This window comes from Leuconostoc miyukkimchii (assembly GCF_019656055.1).
Classification (GTDB): Bacteria; Bacillota; Bacilli; order Lactobacillales; family Lactobacillaceae; genus Leuconostoc; species Leuconostoc miyukkimchii.
Map to the genome: position 1 here is coordinate 95,810 of NZ_BPKY01000004.1, position 21,509 is coordinate 117,318.

Genomic DNA, 21,509 nt, shown 5'->3' on the forward strand with positions numbered 1-21,509 from the left:
GTTGAATTGTTGTAAGCTTTTGGAGCTTTGTACAATTTTTGTCAGGTTTTTCTCTTATAACAAGATATAATTGAAAGTCTGGAAGTGATAAATGAACATCAAAAAAATTTTTAATAATAACGTTCTACTAGCAGACAATAATGGTCATGAAGTTGTTTTAATAGGTAAAGGACTAGGCTTTCAAAAGAAATCTGGGCAAAGTATCGATGAGTCAGCAGTTGATAAAATGTATACACCAACCGAGGACCGCTGGTTAACACTCTTTGATGAATTGATTAATGATATTTCACCACAGTATTTTGAAGTAGCGTCACAAATTATCAAAAAAGCTGAAAAAACGTTAAATACAAAATTTAATGCTTACATGCTGATTGCATTAACTGACCACATACATTTTGCTATTCAAAGAACGAAGGACAAAGTAGTTATCCGTAATGAATTGTTGTGGGAGATACAACATTTCTACCCAACAGAGTATGCAGTTGGTAAGGAAGCATTGCAACTCATTAATCAGATATTTGGTGTTAATTTAGTTGATGATGAAGCTGGCTTCATTGCATTAAAATTTGTTGAAAATCGGGCATCTTCTCAATATCAGACAGATAAAGGCGTCCAGATGACCAATCTGATAGGAGATATCTTAACAATTGTACAATATCAATTACAGGTTCATCTTGATGAAGAATCCATTAGTTATCAAAGATTTATGGTACATCTGAGATTTTTTGTGGAAAAAATGACAAGTAATAAAAAAAATATTTCAGTAGAGGAGACAGACGATGTATTGTACGCGCACATTTTTAAAAAGTATCCAGTAGCCTTTAATTGTACGAAAAAGATTACGCAATTTATCAAGAGTACTTTAAATAAAAATGTTTCTTTAAATGAACAGGTCTATGTCACAATTCATATTCAAAGAATTATCAATGATATGAATCAAAACGTTTGACGGGATTGTAACTATTGAATTAGGCAAAACCCAAGTTAATTATGGTAATCGCTTATTAGCGTTTGTCATAATTAACTTGGGTTTTATTGTCAAAAAAAGGAGATATAATGGATTATAATGCAACAGCAAAACAAATTTTAGCTGGGATTGGTGGGAAAGAAAACATCAACACAGCTTGGCATTGCGCAACGCGACTACGTTTTAAACTAAAAGATGACAAACTAGCCGACGGTGAGAAGATAGAAGCACTAGACGGTGTGATAACAGTAGTCAATTCTGCCGGTCAGTATCAAGTAGTGATTGGTAATACGGTTGAAAAGGTGTTTGCACCGCTAGCCGAATTAGCTGGTTTAGAAAATCCTGATAATCAAGAAGCTGACGTGGCTGATGATGGCAAAAAAGAAAGTATCATAAACAAACTAATTGGTTTTATCTCAGGTGTCTTTACGCCGTTCTTAGGTGCAATGGCAGGTGCAGGTATTCTAAAAGGTTTGTTAGCATTGTTTTTGTCACTGGGTTGGTTGACTGAAAAAAGTGGTGCTTATCAAATTTGGTATGCTGCAGGAGATGGCTTCTTTTACTTTTTACCAATACTACTAGCGTTCACAGCAGCTAAAAAATTAAAGGTTAATCAATTTGTGGCTGTTGCTTTAGCCACAGCATTGGTTTATCCGGCATTAGTTGCAATAACAAGCAGTTCGCAAACAATCAACTTCTTTGGTATACCAGTTATTCCAACAACTTACACGTCAAGTGTGATTCCTATCTTGTTGGCAGTGTGGGTCATGTCCTTCATTGAACCAGTACTGGATAAAGTATTTCCTGAAGCAGTTCGCAATATTTTCACCCCACTGTTCTTATTGCTGATTATGGCACCATTAACGTTGATTGTTGTTGGACCACTGGGTGCAGGTATTGGTACACTCCTGTCGTCAGGTGTTTCAGCTATTTATAATTTTGCACCAGCACTCGCAGGTGCATTGATGGGTGCCTTTTGGCAAGTATTTGTTATCTTCGGTGTTCATTGGACATTTGTACCTGTTATGATGAACAATATTGGTAAATTAGGTTATGATCCACTTTTGCCAATATTAAGTGTCGCTGTAATTTCTCAAGCAGGTGCTGCATTGGGCGTGTTCTTGAAATCAAAAGATTCTAAAATGAAATCATTAGCTGGTTCTTCAGTTGCTACAGCGTTATTAGGGATTACTGAACCAACAATCTATGGTGTCACTTTGAAACTCAAGCGACCATTTATTATGGCAGCAATTGCCGGTGCGATTGGTGGTGCAATTGCCGGTGGTGGACAAGCACATGCGAGTTCATTCACATTACCAAGTTTACTAGCATTGCCAACGTATTTGGGTAATGGCTTTACAAGTGTTGTAATCGGATTAGTAGTCGCCTTTGTTCTAGGCGCTGTGTTGACCTATTTATTTGGATTTAGTAAGCAACAATTAAAAAATGACGAAACAATCAATGCAACTGTGGTTGATCAAGATGGGCAAGAATCTATCATATCACCAGTTTCTGGTACGATTATTCCTCTGAAGAATGTTAAGGATGAAGTGTTTGCCTCAGAAGCTATGGGGCAGGGTATTGCAATTGTACCAACAAGTAATATTATTAAAGCACCAGTTTCTGGTACCGTTAGTGCCGTATATCCAACAGGGCATGCAATTGGTATCATTTCAGAAAATGGGGCAGAGGTATTGATTCACATTGGTATTGATACAGTTGAATTAAATGGTCAGCATTTTAAAACATTAGTTAAACAAAATCAAAAGATAACACTTGGAGAACCATTAGTCGAGTTTGATCGTGAAGCGCTTCGTTCGGCTGGCTATGATAACACGGTGATGTTAATCATTACAAATACAGCTGCTTATCGAATAGAGGATACAGAAGAGACAATGGCAACAGATAGTAATTGGGTGTTAAAATTGACTCAAAGAAACACAGAAAATCAAAATGAATATAGAGGAGAAGTAAAACATGTATAAACAGACATATCCAAAGTCATTTCCTAAAGGGTTTTTGTGGGGTGGTGCTACTGCTGCTAATCAAGTAGAAGGTGCCTGGAACGTTGATGGTAAAGGTTTAAGCACGGCTGAAGTGGTTCAAAAAGTAGATGATCGCCACCAAGTATCTATGGGAGACGTCACGCAAGAGACATTGGATATTGCGATAGCAGATAAAACAGACACACGTTATCCTAAGCGTCGGGGTGTAGATTTTTACCATCATTATAAGGAGGATATTGCACTTTTTGCAGAAATGGGCTTCAAAGTATATCGTTTCTCAATAGCTTGGTCAAGAATCTTTCCACAAGGTGAGGATCAAACACCAAATGAGGCAGGATTGGTATTTTATGATCATGTCTTAGAAGAATTAGCCAAATATGACATGGTGCCGTTAGTGACCTTGTCGCATTATGAAATGCCGATTGCTCTAACTCAGAAATATAACGGTTGGGCAGGTCGTGAAACAATTGCCGCGTTTAACAAATTTACGGAAACGGTGTTTAATCGCTATCGAGGAAAAGTACCTTATTGGCTAACATTTAATGAAATAAACACAGGGACATGGGGATTTCATGAAACTGGTGCCATTGATAAGGGGCTTTCTGAAAAAGAACAACTGCAAATTCGTTATCAAGCCCTACATCATCAGTTTGTAGCCAGTGCTATTGCAACAAAACAGTTACATCGTATTGATGCAAGCGCTCAAATTGGTTCGATGTTAGCAAGAATGCAAACATATCCGGCGACACCGAATCCAGAAGATGTCCGTGCTGCACAATTAGAAGATGAAAAGAATTTGTTTTTCACAGATGTGCAAGCTCGCGGTGAATATCCTGAATATATGAATCGTTTTTTCAAGGAAAATGATGTTGTCATTCATATGGCCGAATCTGATCAAGATATTTTACTTGAAAATCCTGTTGATTTTATTAGCTTTAGTTACTATATGACTAATGTGACGCAACATGACCAAGATGGTGATAGCGTGGGTAATATGGTTATTGGTGGGCGTAACCCATACTTAAAAGAATCGGACTGGGGATGGCAAATCGATCCTGTAGGATTGCGTATTACTTTAAATGCTATGTGGGATAGGTATCGTAAACCACTCTTCATTGTAGAAAATGGGTTAGGTGCTCTTGATAAACTTGAAGATAATCAAGTACATGATCAATATCGTATTGATTATTTGAGATCACATATCGAACAAATGAAGGAAGCGATTATGGATGGTGTTAACCTTTTGGGCTATACTATGTGGGGACCAATTGATTTAATTAGTTTCTCGACATCAGAAATGTCTAAACGTTATGGCTTTATCTATATCGATCAAGATGATGATGGTAATGGGACATTGAATCGTATCAAAAAAGATTCCTTTGCATGGTATCAAAAGGTTATTGCCTCTAATGGTGAAGATTTAGGTTAGACATTGATTGATATGTAAGCGTTTGCAATATTGAATTTTTTACGATATAATATTGTTGTAGATTAGGCGAAACGTTAAAAATATTTAAGCTTGTTTAGGCCATCTTCATTGGTGAGTAGGATAATATTCACCCAATTAAAATAGTTTATTCTCTACAAAGTTGTTAGAAAGTCTCGTAAGTGGCCGAGAACGCATATGAGACCAGATAGCGCTAGTGTGAAGTTGATTCACTGATAGAGGGTAGGCTGTTTTTTTGATAAAACTAAAAATAATTGCCATCAAAAAAGGATCCGCAAGGATCCTTTTTGTTTTTGTTAAATGTTTGTTAAATGTCCCTTTTTGTCTTTAGCAATAAGGTAATATACGGTAGCGGCAATAGCCCAGGCCCAAACAATATGTCCAAAGAATTCTGAGAAATGTTCAGCGAATGGTTGGTTCCAAGGTGCAGGAACTGTACCAAATGCTGGCATGAGTATAACATGCCAGATAATCCAGAGTACAATACCATAAGCGGCGCCTTGCCACAAACCAATTTTTGACCAGTATTGTGAGATAAAGACGTACAGAATTGAGAAAGCGATGGCGAACGAGAAATGTAGAATTAACGTAAACCAGAATACTTTTTGATCTTGTGAATAGTAGACAAATGAATGAACAAGTTTGTCTGAGAACCCAAGTTGCTCTGCCATGTGTTGTGGTGGATTGGTCATATTACGAGCAATTGTACGGGGTGGTAATATAGACTCCCAGCCGATTTTAACCATACCTGATATCATACCCGCTAGGAAGCCAAACCAGATACTTTTGATAATAATTTCTTTTAAGCCAGCCTGTGGCTTTTGTAGATTAAACATGAATCTTATCCTTTCAAAGTAAGTTCTAGCAATAATGATTGATAATATGAATGTTATACTATATTGTTGTATCCGAACGCGATTAGCTTTTATTGAAACTAGATGGCCTCATGAAATTTATTGGCTACATAGCTAATATATTCACGGACGAGCTCGGATAATACAGTAACGAGTTATCTTTATTATGCTTGACTTTCCTTGTTGTGTTTTTATTATTTCTTATTACAAATAGTAAGTTTAAACGTTTATTTGTGAATTGTCAAACATAATTTTATTTTCTTTAATAATTGTTAATCTTAAGGTTGTATAGATTTTTTTAATTGAAAATACTATTATGGCGTCTTTTTAACATGTATTTAATGTTGTCGGGATATTATAAATATATTGATAGATTAGCTATCCTATCAATATAGTGGAACTCCGGTAGATAATATGAAATTTTCATTTCATTCTCTCCTAATCTTCTCTTCTCTTTCTCAAATAAATTCCCTCTCCATTTCTATTATCTAGTTGATACGGGGTTCCAGTTTTAAAATATCAAAAAATTGCCGGCCAAAAAATTGGTTGGCAATTTTTTGATGCTTAAAAACCTGTTCTCAGGTCCTGAGATATAAAAAGGTTAAGTATATCAGGTTGATAGGGGAGCTTGTTGACAAGATTAACTGTACCGCGTAAGATAGTACACGTAATGCATTAGACACATATCTTTTGTAATATGCCAGTTAAAGTCATTAAAGATACGCATACAACGAACATGTACAAAAATTAAAGGGAAATACATAAATGGCGCAAATTCAAAGGAATAGACCATTATATGAGCAACTCATGTGGCGTATTAAGTCCCAGATTGTTTCAGGTGTACTAATAATCGGTGAAAAATTACCATCGGTCAGAGAGATGGCTTTAATTGAAAAATTGAATCCAAATACCGTTGCTAAAGCTTACAAGGCTTTAGAAAATCAAAACGTTATTGAAACAGTGTCAGGCAAGGGAACGTTTGTTAGAGCAACTGATGGATTTGTCATAGATGAACAACTTGTTGCAAGCCTGCAACAACAACTTGGAGAAATTATTATTGAGGCAAGACGTGCCTCAATTTCGGCTGAAGAGTTACATCGATGGCTTGATACTGGTTACAGTGGTTATTTAAACCTGCAAAGGAGAACACATGACACTAGTCATTGAGAACATCTCTAAAAAGATTCAAAATAAACCAGTCCTAGATAATGTCAGTTTTGAATTAAAAAATGGCGAAATTGTTGGATTAGTTGGTCGTAATGGTGCAGGGAAAACTACCTTATTTGGTACAATTTCTGGGAAGTTATTACCAGATTTTGGTCGCGTTGGGTTAGATGATCTAGACTATGCTAAAACAACATGGCTACATGATCAACTATTTTATATTGATATGCCTGAAAATTGGTTTCGTTACTATTCGCCCAAAAAAATCAAGTCCATACTAAAGGTTTCTTACGAAAATTTTGATGAGAGTTGGTATGATTCTGAGATTAAGCGTTTTGGATTAAATAACAGTAAACGTATCCGAAATTATTCAAAGGGTATGAGAGCGTTATTTACTATTATTGCTAGTTTTGCTAGTCGTGCGCAATATGTGTTACTTGATGAACCACTTGATGGGTTAGACGTTTTAATTCGTGACCAAGTGAAACAATTAATTGTTAGTCAAGTCACACAACATAATACAACGATTCTGATTGCATCACATAATTTAGTTGAACTAGATACATTAGTAGATCGTATTTTGCTGTTAAAGGATCAAACGATTGATCGGACATTTACCATTGAAGATAATAAAACAATTAAAAAGTACCAATTAGCTTTTGTAGGTGAAGAACTACCTGCTTTTTTGCGAGACAGTGGCACAATTATCACACAGACTGGTCACGTTGTGACAATTGTGTTTAATGATTTTTCAGAAGAGTTGGGCATTAAGTTGGCTGGGCCAGAATTTAAGTTTGTTGAAGAATTGCCAATTAGTAGTGAAGATGTATTCCGCGCTAGTTTTGCAGAAGAGGCATTTGCATGGCAACAAGAGTTAGAGGTTGAGTCATGAAACAAGCAATTAAATTATATACAACAATTCGAAAAAATCAGTTCATCATGGCTAGTTTACTTGGTATTTTTCTAATTGTGTTTGCTGTAGGCTCAAATTTGTTGTTCCGAAATATTCCAAACCAAGAAACGGATTATGAACTTGGTCCGGTTTTGATGGTAGTCTGGTTAATTGTCACAGTTATTGTACTCTTAAATGACCAATCGAGGCACTTAGATACTTGGCTTTACACACAAAACATTTCACGCGGTCAGCTTTTCTTAACACGTGTTATTTTAATGGTTGTGGGGCCTATTATTGCAGCTTCAGTAATTGATATTTGTCTAACTGCAATGTTAGAATATCACAATATTAGCCGTGTATTAATGGTTGATATAACCGCCGCTGCTAATTTGTTTTTTATATCGAGTGTGTTTATTGGCATTTTTATCGTTATTGGTCCTAACTGGATGAAAGCGGCAGGAACTGTTTTCACTTTTGGCGCAGGCATAATGGTTGGACCTATATTTAATAATGTTTTAGGGTCGAGAGTCAACACAGATACACGTATATTAATGGTGACAATTATAGCTGCTCTAGTAATATTTATTGCTGGGTATTATTGTGCAATCAATATTAGCGATGATACGCTGGATGAAGCCGTACGTATACGTTACTTGAAATGGCCAGTAGTTATTTTTGTTTTTGTTTCGACATTAACGGTAACAATGTCTAACCCAAATCGTAACACCGTAGGCACTTTCTTGGCTGGATTTATTTTGCCATTGATATGTGCGGCTGTTACTTTCGGTTTTATTTTTAAGCCAACCTTAAAAGTAACTTGGGATAAATAATGATCAGCAAGCAACTAAAATAGTAGTAAAAAATGGGGGAATAATCATGGCATTATTAGAAGTGAAAAATATCAATAAGAGTTTTGGTAAAAAGAAAGCAATGACAAATGTTAGTTTCAATGTTGAAGCTGGACATATTGTTGGTTTAATTGGTCGTAATGGCGCGGGAAAGTCGACAACAATGCGTGCTGTTACTGGTTTGATGAGTTATTCATCTGGCAGTATTACATTTGATGGCAATCCAGTAACATTTAGTAATCATAAGGCACTGGATAAAGTGGGGAATTTGATTGAATATCCATCAATATATCCAAACTTGACGGCTTTGGAACACTTGAAATTGTATGCCATGGACACAGAGAATGCCGCTGATTTTAAGAGCTTAATGCATAAGACACAAATTGACGGTGATAATTTTGGTAAGCGCAAGGCGAAAAACTTTTCTCTTGGTATGAAGCAACGTTTAGGTATTGCCATTGCGCTCATTCGTAATCCTAAATTAGTTATTTTAGATGAACCCATGAATGGTTTGGATCCACAGTCTGTTCATGATTTGCGTGAGTTAATTCGTGAACTAGCTAACGAAGGTGTGGCATTTTTGATTTCTAGTCATCTATTAGACGAGTTACAAAAATTAGTTGATGATGTGGTTATTATTAACCATGGTAAAATCATTGAAACAGCTACGATGGCAGAGTTCTTTAGTCATGACAAAGTACGATGGGTTATGGATACATCAGACAAAGATGCAACAGTTAAATTAGCACAAGAACATCAATGGATAGTAACTGTTGATGATGGACATGTACAAATTTCTGGTGCAGAGAGTTTACAGCAAGTGATCACAGCTATTAATGCTGCTGGTATAGATATTCAAACTGTAAATACTGTCACTGGTAATTTGGAAAAGTCATTACTTGATATGTTAGCAAATGATGACAAGGGGGAGTAACAAATGTTAACTTTAATGAAACAAGAGTATTATAAAGCACTTAAACAAAATAAATTGTACATTTGGTTGGGATTGGGTGTCCTAGTTCCGATATTAGTTATGGGGGTATTTAAGTCGCAACGAGGTGTTGGATCAGTTTCAGATTTAGGACATGCTACTTTTTATGTTTACCTAGCTGGTATTATTATTACTGCGTTAAGTGTTTCTCAAGAATTTGGTTTTGGTACAATCAGGCCGCTACTGTCACGTCGTTTTAGCCGCGGTATGATATTTACTAGTAAATTACTACTCAACTTGAGCGTGTATATTGCATTATTTATTGCAGCGTTAGTGGGGACACTAATAGGGCAATTAATTTTTGCGCCAAATCTTGATTTTTCAACTCGAGCTAGTTATGCTGGCAATGTTTGGCAGACAATTGGAATTACAATTCTTGGCACGATGTTTCAAATGATTTTTGTTGCAGCGTTGGTACTACTGATTACAAACTTAGTTAAAAGCTCAGGGGCAGCTATTGGATTAGGTGTTGTTATGATTGTTGGTACACCAATTTTGAGTAGTATCTCAATGATGTTGATTGAATTAGCACCTGTATTAAAGTGGAATCCATTTAACATTTTCATTGGTATGGCTATGTATGGCCAAGTTGCACCTAGTAGTTTTAAAGACATTGTGCATATGTCTCAGGGAACAGTTATAATCGCATACTTAGTATACGTTATCGTAATGTATGGCATCGCTTATTTGATTTTTAAGAAGCGTTCTGTCTAAGCATAAGCATATAAAAAGCGATCGCTTCATTTGAAAACGATCGCTTTTTATTGTCATTAGAATGATGCTTCGTCAGCATTAAGGTGTAATTCAGCAACACCTTGTAGTTTATCTAGAGATACAATATCTTCAGCCGTTAGAGAGAAGTCAAACACATCAGCATTAGCCTGAATGTATGACTCATGTGTTGATTTTGGCAAAGGTAAAAATCCTTTGTCTAATGACCAACGAATTAATATTTGAGGAATTGATTTGCTATATTTTTTAGCTAAATCATTCACTTGTGGCAAGTTAATTAATTTACCAGTACCAAGTGGTGAGTAAGCCTCATTCAAAATATTGTGTGCGTTGTTGTACGTAACAAGGTCAACTTGTTGATCAGAAGGGTTAAGAAAGTTTTGATTCACCATGGGCGCTATATTTTGCGTTTTAGCTAGTTCTTCCAGATGATGAATTTGGAAGTTGGAAACGCCAATTGCCTTAGCTTTTCCAGCAGTGTAAGCCTCTTCGAACGCACGCCAAGTATCCGCGTTTGCAGATTTCCAAGTATCTTCACCTTGGCTTTTGAGACTTGCTGGATTAGGCCAGTGAATTAAGTACAAATCAAGGTAATCAAGACCTAATTTGTCGAGTGACACATCAAGCGCCTTGCGTGCTGCTTCATAGCTGTGTGAATCGTTCCAAAGTTTGGATGTTACAAACAACTCTTCTCTTGGTATGCCTGAGTCTTTAATTGCTCGACCAACTGAAGATTCGTTACCATAAATAGCGGCTGTATCAATGTGTCGATAACCAGCCTCAAGTGCCCATTTGACAGCTTGATAAGCCACATCACCATCGGCTGATTGCCAAGTACCAAAACCAAGGACTGGTATTTTAACGCCATTGACCAACGTATAAGTATCTGTAAGGGACATAGATGTTACCTCCATTGTTATATTATTCAGAGAACCAATAAATCACTGTTTCTCCTCATGAGTATCAGATAAATCTGATACTTTTCAAGAGTAGTATAACATATTTCAAACAATTGATGGTGTCGTGTGATTATGGCTAAAATTTTTTTATTTGTGTGGAACTGTATACATTTTATGATTTATGACATCGAAATAAAAAAGCATGCGCTTAATGAGGTGAGTTTTAAAAGTTAGATAGTTAATCCAATTTTTGAGATCCTCTACAAAACGCGTGCTTTTATTATTGCGTAATTTTTTGTATCTGTTTCAGTTCAGATAGTTTCCAACTGACGTAATGTTCGCCATTTGGAATTGTCTCGGTCACATTAATAACAGGGACGTTATGACTTTTTGCTAATGCAACAATGTTTGAGACAGTTGAGCTTGTGGTTTGTTTATTGTTAACCAAGAATGCAATTTTGTGATCAGTGATTGCAGAACGCAGGCTTGTCAAGGTTGCAGGAGATGGATCATTACCTTCTTCAATAGCTTCAGAGAAATCTGAGTCCATTACTTTGTAGCCTAATGCTGTTAACATATATTCAAATACTGGTTCGGTTTGTGCAACTGACTGATTATGAGATGTCTTCTTAAGATCACTGACAAGTGTTGTAATTGGTTTGAGATTTTTAATGTATTTTTTAGCGTTTGCTTGATATTCTGTTTTATGGCTAGGATCTTTTTTTGATAAAGTGTCAGCTAAATATTGTGCTGTTTTAACCATTGTGTCTGGATTGTTCCAAAGATGCGGGTTAATACCAGCTTTTTCTTTCAAAACATTTTCACCAATACGAATTAATTGTGTATGATTAGATGTTTTAGCGAGCTTATTGAGCCACGAATCGTATCCCAAACCATTAGCAAGTGCAATGTCAGCACCACTAACTTTTTTGGCGACAGTGGTTGTTGGCTCATAGTCTTCAGGTGAAACGTTAGCATTTTTAATGATAGCCGTGGCTGTACCGTGGCTACCGACAACCGTTTGTGCAAGCTCCGCGTAAAAATCGGTAGACGCGACAATTGTTATTTTATTTGTATTTTGTTTTGGTGCATTGCCCTTAAACGCGGCAAATCCTACGACTGCAATAATGATGACGGCCATAATAGCAATAAGTTTTTTCATGAGTGATCACTTTCTAAATGATTAATTTGTATTAAAAATTGAATAATTGTTTCTTGTTGTGTTGGTGTGAAGTTAGCAATAGTTGTACTAATATCATGTTGTAAGTTTTGGTGCGATTGTTCGTGTTGTTTAGCAAGGAGAACACCTTCGGACGTCAAAGAATAATTAATACTACGCTTATCGATAGGGTCCTGGTTTGCAGTGACATAACCATGTAAAGTTAAGTTTTTGATAGCCTTGGTGATAGCTGGCTTAGTGAGGTTCATTTTATCAGCTAACATAGTGTTGGTTGCATGCTGCGACTGTAAAAGCATCAATAAATGAGCCTGGGTCGCATTTATTTTCTGTGCGGATGTTGTACGAATAAATTCAGAGTTTGCCGCGTAGGTTTGGATGAATGTGTTGAGTTCTTGAATAATGTTATCAGATTCTGACATAAGTTGGCCTCGATAGTTTACTAGTTAATTAACCAGTAAACTATAACAGAAAAAGATCCAACTTGTCAACTAAACTTTGAAAAAAAATTAATCTGACGTTTTTGTCAGGTTAAAACCATATTTGTTAGTGAAGGTAGAACCAGATTATTAGATAATAGATATGGATCATGAATTGGAGGGAATAGTATGTTATTAGAAGTAAATCATTTAGCGAAAATTTTTAAAACACGTTTTTCAAAGGAAACGACTACAGCATTGCGAGACGTTGATTTTAGTGTTGAGAATGGCGAATATATTGCTATCATGGGTGAATCAGGTAGTGGTAAAACAACTTTATTAAATATTTTGGCGACATTGGAACGTCCGACTAACGGTGTTGTATCCTTAAATGGCATGAATATCACGAGAATTAAAGACAATGAGTTGGCAAAGTTTCGTCGTGAACATCTAGGATTTGTCTTTCAAGACTTTAATTTATTAGACACACTAAATGTTAGAGATAATATTTACTTGCCATTGGTTTTAAACAGGCAGCCAATAGAGATAATGAAAGAACGGATTGAAAAATTAGCACCATTGCTGCATATATCGGAATTATTAAATAAACAACCATTCGAACTATCTGGTGGTCAAAAGCAACGTGTGGCTGTTGCGCGCGCTTTAATGACGCAACCTGACTTGATTTTAGGGGATGAACCAACTGCCGCGTTAGATTCAAAAAATTCGGATCGCTTATTAGATCTATTTGAACAAATCAATAACGAAGGACAAACTATCCTAATGGTGACACATTCTAGTGTCGTTGCTAGCCATGCTAAACGTGTATTATTTATTAAAGATGGCATGATTTATCATCAATTATATCGTGCGGAGCGTAGTGCGACAGAGTTTAACAAGGAAATCAATCTAGCCATGAGTAATGTTTTAGGAGGCAATTGATATGTTTTATCTAAAATTGGCGCAACGTAATATTCGAAAATCATTTAAAAATTTCGCACCATTTTTGCTTGCAACGGTCATGATGTTTGTCTTGAATTTTATTTTGGCCTCGATTGTTTTTTCACCAGAACTTGATAAATTAGAAGTTGGGTCAGTATCTATTGTCTTAATGATTGGGCAAGTGATTCTGGTACCCTTTTCAATTGGTATCGAGATTTATGCCTATCGTTTTTTGTTAAAGAAACGATCTCGAGAATTTGGGTTATATGATGTTTTAGGACTTGGTAAAAATCAGATTATTCTTGTCGCGTTCTTTGAACTCATATTCTTATTTTTAATCACGTTAATATTGGGGACAATTGTTGGTATTGTTTTGTCCAAATTTTTATTCTTGGTTTTTATTGCCTTAATTGGCGGCAATTATTTTAATTTAACATTCTTACTGTTGGCTTTTATCGTGCCAACGCTTATTGCTGTCGCTGCGTTTGTGTTATTAGCAGTTATCAGCGCATGGACAATTCGTCGTAATTCTAGTTTGACATTATTACGTTCGGAAAGTCATGGGGAACGTGAACCAAAATCACGTAGACTATTAGCATTGCTAGCTATCTTACTACTAGGTGTCGGTTACTATCTAGCGATAACCATTAAAATAGGATCCTTGATTTTTTTAATGTTTGCAGGGGCAGTTACTTTGGTGATTGTCGGAACTTATTTGTTCTATGTGGCGTTTACTATTTGGTATTTAAAACGCCAAAAACTTGGTCGTCATTACTATCGACCGGAAAAATTTATTACAATTAATTCAATGTTGTATCGTATGAAACAAAACGCTATTGGATTAGGAAATATTACCATACTAGTTACAATGGCTATTGTGACAATCGTTACGACGGTCATGTTGCAAGTTGGTGTGAAGCAAAGCATGATGGCAAATATGCCATTCACGACAGAACTTACTGCCATGAATAGGGGAAATACTAGTCACGAAAATGTGTCGGAAGCACAATTTAAAAATCTATTATCACGAACTGAAAAGCAGACAAACATTGATTTGAAAGCTGGTATTCAATATGTTGATTATGACACAATATTGATACAAGTACCAAGTGGTAAACATGTCACTATTAATCATGTAACATATGATTATAATAAAGCGGGAACTACTACTGTACAGATTGTTTCCCGCGATACATTAATTGCGTTGGGTAATAAGATACCGCATATGGCGCCAAATGACGTATTGATTCATAATTATGCTGGTCATTTCAATGCAAAGACAATCAATTGGTTTGGTCAATCTTTGCGTGTTAAAGGACAAACGTCAAATGTTAAAAATTATGCAACTCAAAGCACGATGGGAAACAACATGATGCTCGTGACACAAAATGATAAGCAAGCTGAGCAATTATCTCAACGTATTCAGTCGAATTTAAATAGTTACACGATGTCACAAAGAAAGTTAGTGATTAATCTAAGCAAGAAAGATAGTCAGCGCGTTGTTGAGGCGTATACACAAGTAGATAAAAATAATACTTCAGCAATATTGGCATCCGGGGTTGATCGTTCTGCATTATTGCAAGAAGGACGGGCTTATACAGGTGGTTTCCTGTTTATTGGCTTTATATTAGGTTTAACCTTTATCATTGGTGCTGCGCTGATTATTTATTATAAACAGATTGCTGAGGGTGAACAGGATAAGGAAGCCTTTCGTATCTTGCAAGAAGTTGGTTTGTCTAAAAAAGAAGTATCACAAACAATTAATAGTCAGATACGTTTGCTATTCTTCATGCCAATTGTGGTAGCTGTTGTTCACTTTGCAGGTGCCTACATGATGATCTCTAAGATCATTAATGCCTTTGGCATTACAAATGAAACACTCATGTTATCTGTTAGTGGTGGTGTGATTTCATTAATTGTCGTTTTGTATTACGTCATTTATAAAGTGACATCACGTAGTTATGTTAACATTGTGCAACGTCACGTATAATGAAGCTATGCAGAAAATATTTATTGTTGAAGACGATCTCAGTATTGTCAATAGTCTAAAAAATGTATTATCACCAGAATTCAGCGTTGTTACAACGCTGAATTTTCGTGCTGTCGTGCAAGAAATAACTGAATCTCACGCCGATTTAGTGTTGATGGATATCACGTTACCTTATTTTAATGGCTTCTACTGGACAACGGCATTACGCCAAGTGAGCAAAATTCCAATTATTTTCATTTCAAGTGCTAATGATGAAATGAATCAAGTGATGGCACTGAGTATGGGGGCCGATGATTTTGTTGCTAAACCATTTAATTTAGCTGTTTTGCATGCCAAAGTGCAGGCTTTATTGCGGCGAAGTTATCATTTTAGTGCTTCAGAGTTGGTATTTGCTGATTATCATTTAGTGGATCATGCTCTGATTGGTAGTACCGCTAAAGTTGAGCTGACGAGTACGGAAACTAAAATAGTACAGACGTTGTTTGAATATGGCACAACTGTTGTCCCTAAAGATGTTTTATTAGCAAAATTATGGGAGAATGACGATTTCATTGACACGAATACATTACATGTCAATATGGCACGACTAAGGAAAAAGGTAGCTGTTATCGGTTTTGATAAAATTCACACTGTGCGAGGAATTGGTTATGTATTGGGGTAAGTATTTAAGGCAACGACTAGGTTTGATTGTCACATTTGTTGTGGGAATGTGCCTGTTTTTGTGCACCTTTTTTTTGTGGCAATTACCAATGACATCTTTTTTAAATGCCAGTTTATTGTTTTTGTTAATGTTGATAATTTATGGCGTAATTGATTACCAAAAGTTTCGGAACCATCAACGATATATCACTGATCTACGGTTAGAAAACGAACAACTACAGACAGAGTTGGCAGAAAAAACCCAGCGAGACAAGGACTTCATGGATATCATACGTGTTTGGACGCACCAGATGAAAGTGCCCTTAGCCAGTTTAGATCTTGTTGCGCAAACACGTTTACCAGAACTGCAAAAGCAAACCTTTGAATTAGAAAACTACTTAACGATTTTGCTTGAATATCTTCGTGTGCAGAACACGATGACTGATTTTCGTTTTGAATTAGCTAATGTCCGTAAATTAGCTAATACGGTGATTAAAAAATATGCTACGCAATTTATTCATAAGAACCTCAAGGTAACAATTATTGGTGATGCTACAATCAAATCGGATGCCAAATGGTTAGCAGTAGCAGTTGAACAAATCATTAATAACGCTGTGAAATATACGGAAACAGGTGGAATTACTATTGAAATAACCGATGAGCAGTTGTGCATTATGGATAGTGGGATTGGCATTTTAGCCTCAGACTTACCACGATTATTTTCACATGGATTTACTGGTTATAATGGTCGTCTGGACAAAAATTCAAGTGGTCTAGGATTGTACTTAGCAAAGTTAGTATTGGATAAATTGTCATGTGATATTGTTGTGACTTCTGAAATTGATGTTGGTACGACAGTGAAAATCATTTTTTGAAAGTAAAAGTAGGTAATCTTGGATTGTTTATTGTGATATGATGATATAAATAAATAAGCTATAATAAAAATACTTATCAACTAGGGGAAACTGGAAAGTATGAATGATATAAAGGCGTTATCTAAAGTATATTTAATTAATATGTTGAGTAACAAGTTTGTTTTTATATTTAACTTGCTGCTACCGACCGTTTACTTTTTATATCTAAATGGCAAGTACTGGTCCCGATCTCAAGTGACGTTTAATCAGTCAACGAATCTTGTCATGAGTAATTTTTGGGCCTACATTATCATAGTTACCATTTTAAATAATGTAATTATTGCCATTATTTCACAACGAGAAAACGGATCTTATAAGCAGCTATTCTTTATTGTTGGCTCTAAATGGAAAATATTAATTGCCAATTTTTTGGTACAATTAGCTGTCCTAAACGGTGAATTAATTATCTTTAATATAATGGCTATGATCGTGTTTCATAATTTTCATATTAGCCTGATTGTCGCTGGCATACTTTCAGCTACGATTATTACTCTACCTGTAGCAGGTATCAGTAGTATATTATTTTTGTGGAAAGTGAAAATTGAATCGATTAATCTTTTAGTGTCCGTGCTGTTGTTTGGCTTATTTGCACTGAGCAGTGTACCAGAAAGTGGATCAATTATTAATGTATTTTCATTATTGAACCCAGTGACCTATACGGTAGAGATGGCCTTTCAAATATTATCACTGTTTGCCAATCATATATTCAGTAACCAAACTATCTTGATATGGTTCCTTGTCACTATAACCTATGGTTTCATCGGATGGTTTAGTGTTTCAAAACTATCAGTGCATTCTGTTATTGATCGGGCGTAGTTTGAGAGGGAGAACATGAAAATAAAAAATTACGGATTACGCTATGGTGATCGCATATTGGCTAATCATCTTGATATCGAATTTTCTAATGATTTAGTGAATGTCATTGTAGGTGCGAACGGTGCTGGTAAAACAACGCTATTAGATTTTATTGCTGGTGTGGGTCCAGCAGCGGCCAGTGGTGAAAAAATTGATGTGCCAGATCAACGAGACGTGACCTATCAGTTACAACATATTCATTTTTTTACAACATTACGTGTTGGGCAAATCATTGCAATGTATCGTCAACTGGGAAATAGTGACGTAGAAAACCAAATTAGTGGCTTTGAAGCCATAAAAAATGATGTATTAGCTAAAATCTGGCAGGTTGAAATCGGGCAACTCTCAGGAGGCGAACGACAAATGGTCCTAACATATGGTCAATGTTTACTAGAAAGAAATTTGTACATCTTTGACGAACCAACCAGTGGTGTTGATGTGGACAATACAAAGATTATTTTAAATATGATTGCTTCCTTGGTAAAGGAACGTCATAAACAAGTGATTATGACAACGCACCATCTAGAACAATTGTCTGATTTTCCGGTGCATATGATTAAAATATAAGCCTTACTCAAGAAGCATGCTATATATTATTATTTCAAACTTTTTCGATACATTAAGAAATCGTTTGAGGTAATAGTATGTAGTTTTTTATTTAGCTTTAATTTTTTCATCAAAACAATAATTTAAAAATAATTTTTTAATTTTTTGTGTTAATAATTAAGACATAAATTCTTTTAATATTAAAATTAAATGATATAATGCTATTTATAAGAAAAAGAAGGTTACAAAATGAATGAAAAAATATTAGATTCTAAAAACGTTTCTGTGAGTTTTAGAATAAACGGTGAGTTACAAACAGCTTTACACAAAATTAGTGTATCAATCAAACGAGGGGAAGTATTAGCCTTAGTTGGTGAATCTGGATCTGGAAAATCAACGCTTGCGATGAGTATTATGGGACTACATAATGCTGAACAAACAGAGGTAACTGGATCAATCACACTTGATGGACATGAATTGATTGGTTTAACAGAACGTCAGTTTGATCAATATCGTGGTGTTAGAGTGGGAATGATATTCCAAGATCCCTTATCTAGTTTGAATCCTTTGATGAAAATAGGTGAACAAATTTCTGAAGCTATTGTTGTTCATGATAAGAATGCACCAAATCTTAAAGGTCATGTACAACGTTTATTGACAGATGTTGGTATTATTAACCCAAAACGTGTTGCGCAACAGTATCCGCATGAGTTATCAGGTGGTATGAGGCAACGTGTCATGATAGCTATTGCCTTATCTAATGAACCAGACCTCATTATTGCAGATGAACCAACCACTGCTTTGGATGCAACTATTCAGGCACAAATATTAGATTTAATTAAGGAAATTCAATTAAAAAAGAATGCGGGTATATTACTAATTACACACGATTTAGGCGTAGTTGCTGAAACTGCGGATACGGTCGCTGTGATGTACGCAGGACAAATTGTGGAACAAGCAGATGTTGAGGAATTATTTGCCAATCCTAAGCATCCCTATACACGATCTCTACTACGCGCAGATCCTTCAAATGTTAGTCCTGGTGAAGAGCTCTATGCAATTTCTGGTACAGTACCGGCACTAAAAGATATGGATCATAGTAAGGATCTATTCTTACAACGCATACCATGGTTATCAGATGACGTGGTGAATGCAACAATTGATGAAGAATTAGAAGTGGTCGGTGACAATCACTTTGTACGTGGCAATGCTTGGAAAACTTTTGAATTTTTAGATGTTACGGAGAAAGGGCATGCAAAATGAGTGAGCTAGTAAAAATTGAAAATTTGAAAGTTTATTATCCAATAAAATCTGGTTTCTTTGATCGCGTGACTGATAATGTTAAAGCAGTTGATGATGTTTCTTTAACTATTGAAACTGGTAAAACTTACGGATTGGTCGGTGAATCCGGTTCAGGAAAAACAACAATAGGAAAAGTATTAGTCGGCTTAGAAAATCCGACTAGTGGTAAAATTTCATTTGAAGGACAAGTTGTTACTACTATCAAACAGAAAAAAGCTATTAATTATAACAAGGATGTTCAAATGATTTTCCAAGACAGCCAGTCAAGTTTAAATCCTAGAAAGACTATTGGAGACATTATTTCTGAACCATTAAGAAGTTTTGGTGTTCCGGGTAAAATAGGAGCTGGATATGATGGGCAACGTTCTTTTGAACAGGATAAAATTAATGCACGGGTACTGGAATTGTTAGATATTGTGGGATTGCCCGCACGTACGGTGACACAATATCCATTTCAATTTTCTGGTGGGCAACGCCAGCGTATTGGGGTAGCTCGAGCGTTAGCCACTAATCCAAAATTGATTGTTGCAGATGAACCAGTGTCGGCACTAGATCTTTCAGTACAAGCGCAAGTCTTGAATTTTATGAAAAAAATCCAAAGAGACTATAACATTAGTTTCTTATTTATTTCTCATGATTTAGGCGTGGTGAGATATATGACAGATAATATTGCTATTATGCACAATGGTAGATTTGTAGAGATAGGCACGACCGAAGACATATTTGATAATGCAAAACATATATTTACCAAAAGGCTACTATCAGCTATTCCAAGTTTAGATGTCAAAAAGCGTGAGGAAAATCGTGCCGAACGCAAACGCGTAGAACGTGAGTTTGTTCAATACAAAAATGATTATTATCAACAAATTGGTAGTTATATGAGAGCATACGATTTAGAATCAATATCAGAAACACATTTTGTGGCGATAAAAAAGGGAGAGAATTAATTATGTGGCAGACAATTTTGAGACGTATATTAATTATGATTCCACAAATAATCTTGGTTTCAATCCTGATTTTTATGCTAGCACAGCTCATGCCGGGGGATCCTTTTTATGGTAATTTGAATCCAAACTCAGATCCAGCAACAATTGAGCGATTACGACATGCTGCTGGGTTAGATTTACCCTGGTATCAGCAATATTTCAAGTGGATTGGGAATGTATTACATGGTGACTTAGGTACATCGTATGTTGTGAATAAAGGTTGGACAGTCACGCGAATTATTGGTCAAAGAATATGGCCAACACTCTCTATGGGTATTATTGCGACAATACTAACTTATTTCTTAGCTATCACACAGGCATTGGTTTCTGCACGAAATGAAAACAAATGGATTGATCGTACATTCATAGTTTGGAATACTATGACATCTGCAGTACCATCTTTTGTTTTTTATTTCATTATGATGGTATTATTTGTTTACATTATTCCTGTTTTCCCAAGTTCTGGTACAGGAATTGATGACACTCAAAGTTTTTTTGTTAATTTTTTCAGTAATTTGAGATATGCCTTTTTGCCAGCATTAACAATAGCTTTGTTCAGCACTAATAGTATTTATCAGTACCTAAGATCTAATCTACTGGATCAGCAAGCTCAAGATTATGTACGCACTGCACGTGCTAAAGGTGTACAAATAAAAGATGTTTTTAGAAAACATATTTTACGTAATGCCTTTCTTCCAATTGCCTCACAAATTGGGTACTCAATTACAGGTGTTTTAGGTGGCGCAATGTTTGCAGAAACAGTTTTTGGCTATCCGGGAATTGGTGCTTTATTTGTTCAAGCTCTTAGTGGACGCGATTATACTGTTATTACAGCGGTTATGTTGTTACAAGGTATCTTGGCTTTATTAGGCGGTTTGTTGTCAGATATCATTTCTGCTTGGGTAGACCCTCGCATTCGAGTTAAATAGGGGAAGA

At 35.8% G+C, this 21,509-nt stretch carries 21 protein-coding genes; 17 read left to right on the top strand and 4 right to left on the bottom strand.

Annotated features, from left to right (window positions below; all coding sequences use genetic code 11):
• The first annotated feature begins 91 nt into the window (after positions 1–91).
• The 3 genes from licT to K5Q13_RS04970 all read left to right on the top strand — a co-directional run bounded on the left by licT (position 92) and on the right by K5Q13_RS04970 (position 4,402).
• On the top strand, positions 92–949 hold the full coding sequence (gene licT / locus K5Q13_RS04960) for a BglG family transcription antiterminator LicT (RefSeq protein WP_220740554.1): 858 nt from the start codon (positions 92–94) through the stop codon (positions 947–949).
• A gap of 107 nt (positions 950–1,056) precedes the next feature.
• Entirely contained in the window at positions 1,057–2,952 is a 1,896-nt protein-coding gene (locus tag K5Q13_RS04965) for a beta-glucoside-specific PTS transporter subunit IIABC (RefSeq protein ID WP_220740557.1), read from the top strand.
• Positions 2,945–4,402 (top strand): glycoside hydrolase family 1 protein, encoded by a 1,458-nt coding sequence (locus tag K5Q13_RS04970; RefSeq protein WP_220740559.1) that lies wholly within the window; start codon positions 2,945–2,947, stop codon positions 4,400–4,402. Before K5Q13_RS04965 ends, K5Q13_RS04970 begins: the two co-directional genes overlap by 8 nt.
• 314 nt (positions 4,403–4,716) lie before the next feature.
• Here K5Q13_RS04970 and K5Q13_RS04975 read toward each other — a convergent pair whose 3' ends face one another.
• The gene (locus K5Q13_RS04975; RefSeq protein WP_220740561.1) at positions 4,717–5,256 is read right to left on the bottom strand and encodes a YagU family protein; all 540 of its coding nucleotides are present in this window, start codon (positions 5,254–5,256) and stop codon (positions 4,717–4,719) included.
• Positions 5,257–6,039: 783 nt separating this feature from the next.
• Between K5Q13_RS04975 and K5Q13_RS04980 the strand changes: the two genes are divergently transcribed.
• The 5 genes from K5Q13_RS04980 to K5Q13_RS05000 are packed head-to-tail and all read left to right on the top strand — an operon-like array spanning position 6,040 to position 9,886.
• Complete coding sequence (locus K5Q13_RS04980) at positions 6,040–6,441, top strand: GntR family transcriptional regulator (RefSeq protein ID WP_220740563.1); 402 nt, start codon at positions 6,040–6,042, stop codon at positions 6,439–6,441.
• Positions 6,425–7,330, top strand: coding sequence for an ATP-binding cassette domain-containing protein (locus tag K5Q13_RS04985; RefSeq protein WP_220740565.1), 906 nt, complete (start codon positions 6,425–6,427; stop codon positions 7,328–7,330). Before K5Q13_RS04980 ends, K5Q13_RS04985 begins: the two co-directional genes overlap by 17 nt.
• Positions 7,327–8,163, top strand: coding sequence for a permease (locus K5Q13_RS04990; protein WP_220740567.1), 837 nt, complete (start codon positions 7,327–7,329; stop codon positions 8,161–8,163). The genes K5Q13_RS04985 and K5Q13_RS04990 overlap by 4 nt, the downstream gene beginning before the upstream one ends.
• A 46-nt stretch (positions 8,164–8,209) precedes the next feature.
• Positions 8,210–9,115 carry an ABC transporter ATP-binding protein gene (locus K5Q13_RS04995; RefSeq protein WP_220740569.1) on the top strand — a complete coding sequence of 302 codons (906 nt, stop codon included), beginning with the start codon at positions 8,210–8,212 and terminating at the stop codon, positions 9,113–9,115.
• A gap of 3 nt (positions 9,116–9,118) precedes the next feature.
• Positions 9,119–9,886, top strand: coding sequence for an ABC transporter permease (locus K5Q13_RS05000; protein ID WP_220740571.1), 768 nt, complete (start codon positions 9,119–9,121; stop codon positions 9,884–9,886).
• A gap of 56 nt (positions 9,887–9,942) precedes the next feature.
• Here K5Q13_RS05000 and K5Q13_RS05005 read toward each other — a convergent pair whose 3' ends face one another.
• The 3 genes from K5Q13_RS05005 to K5Q13_RS05015 form a co-directional block, all read right to left on the bottom strand.
• The gene (locus K5Q13_RS05005) at positions 9,943–10,803 is read right to left on the bottom strand and encodes an aldo/keto reductase (RefSeq protein ID WP_220740573.1); all 861 of its coding nucleotides are present in this window, start codon (positions 10,801–10,803) and stop codon (positions 9,943–9,945) included.
• A gap of 280 nt (positions 10,804–11,083) precedes the next feature.
• Complete coding sequence (locus tag K5Q13_RS05010) at positions 11,084–11,965, bottom strand: metal ABC transporter solute-binding protein (protein ID WP_220740575.1); 882 nt, start codon at positions 11,963–11,965, stop codon at positions 11,084–11,086.
• A complete protein-coding gene (locus K5Q13_RS05015; protein WP_220740577.1) occupies positions 11,962–12,402 on the bottom strand; it encodes a MarR family winged helix-turn-helix transcriptional regulator in 441 nt (146 codons plus the stop codon). The genes K5Q13_RS05010 and K5Q13_RS05015 overlap by 4 nt, the downstream gene beginning before the upstream one ends.
• Positions 12,403–12,588: 186 nt before the next feature.
• Between K5Q13_RS05015 and K5Q13_RS05020 the strand changes: the two genes are divergently transcribed.
• From K5Q13_RS05020 to K5Q13_RS05060, 9 genes are all read left to right on the top strand, one after another.
• Positions 12,589–13,341: an ABC transporter ATP-binding protein gene (locus K5Q13_RS05020; RefSeq protein WP_220740579.1), complete on the top strand. Its 753-nt coding sequence runs from the start codon at positions 12,589–12,591 to the stop codon at positions 13,339–13,341.
• A 1-nt stretch (position 13,342) separates the two neighbouring features.
• Positions 13,343–15,331, top strand: coding sequence for an FtsX-like permease family protein (locus K5Q13_RS05025; RefSeq protein ID WP_220740581.1), 1,989 nt, complete (start codon positions 13,343–13,345; stop codon positions 15,329–15,331).
• A 7-nt stretch (positions 15,332–15,338) separates the two neighbouring features.
• A complete protein-coding gene (locus K5Q13_RS05030; RefSeq protein ID WP_220740583.1) occupies positions 15,339–15,992 on the top strand; it encodes a response regulator transcription factor in 654 nt (217 codons plus the stop codon).
• Complete coding sequence (locus K5Q13_RS05035; protein ID WP_220740585.1) at positions 15,979–16,845, top strand: sensor histidine kinase; 867 nt, start codon at positions 15,979–15,981, stop codon at positions 16,843–16,845. Before K5Q13_RS05030 ends, K5Q13_RS05035 begins: the two co-directional genes overlap by 14 nt.
• A 99-nt stretch (positions 16,846–16,944) precedes the next feature.
• Entirely contained in the window at positions 16,945–17,700 is a 756-nt protein-coding gene (locus tag K5Q13_RS05040) for a hypothetical protein (protein ID WP_220740587.1), read from the top strand.
• Between the two features lie 15 nt (positions 17,701–17,715).
• A complete protein-coding gene (locus K5Q13_RS05045; protein WP_220740589.1) occupies positions 17,716–18,306 on the top strand; it encodes an ATP-binding cassette domain-containing protein in 591 nt (196 codons plus the stop codon).
• 228 nt (positions 18,307–18,534) lie between these two features.
• The gene (locus tag K5Q13_RS05050) at positions 18,535–19,548 is read left to right on the top strand and encodes an ABC transporter ATP-binding protein (RefSeq protein WP_220740592.1); all 1,014 of its coding nucleotides are present in this window, start codon (positions 18,535–18,537) and stop codon (positions 19,546–19,548) included.
• Positions 19,545–20,534, top strand: a complete 990-nt coding sequence (locus tag K5Q13_RS05055) for an ATP-binding cassette domain-containing protein (protein WP_220740594.1) — start codon at positions 19,545–19,547, stop codon at positions 20,532–20,534. The genes K5Q13_RS05050 and K5Q13_RS05055 overlap by 4 nt, the downstream gene beginning before the upstream one ends.
• 2 nt (positions 20,535–20,536) lie before the next feature.
• The gene (locus K5Q13_RS05060) at positions 20,537–21,502 is read left to right on the top strand and encodes an ABC transporter permease (RefSeq protein WP_220740596.1); all 966 of its coding nucleotides are present in this window, start codon (positions 20,537–20,539) and stop codon (positions 21,500–21,502) included.
• The last annotated feature ends 7 nt before the right edge of the window (positions 21,503–21,509 follow it).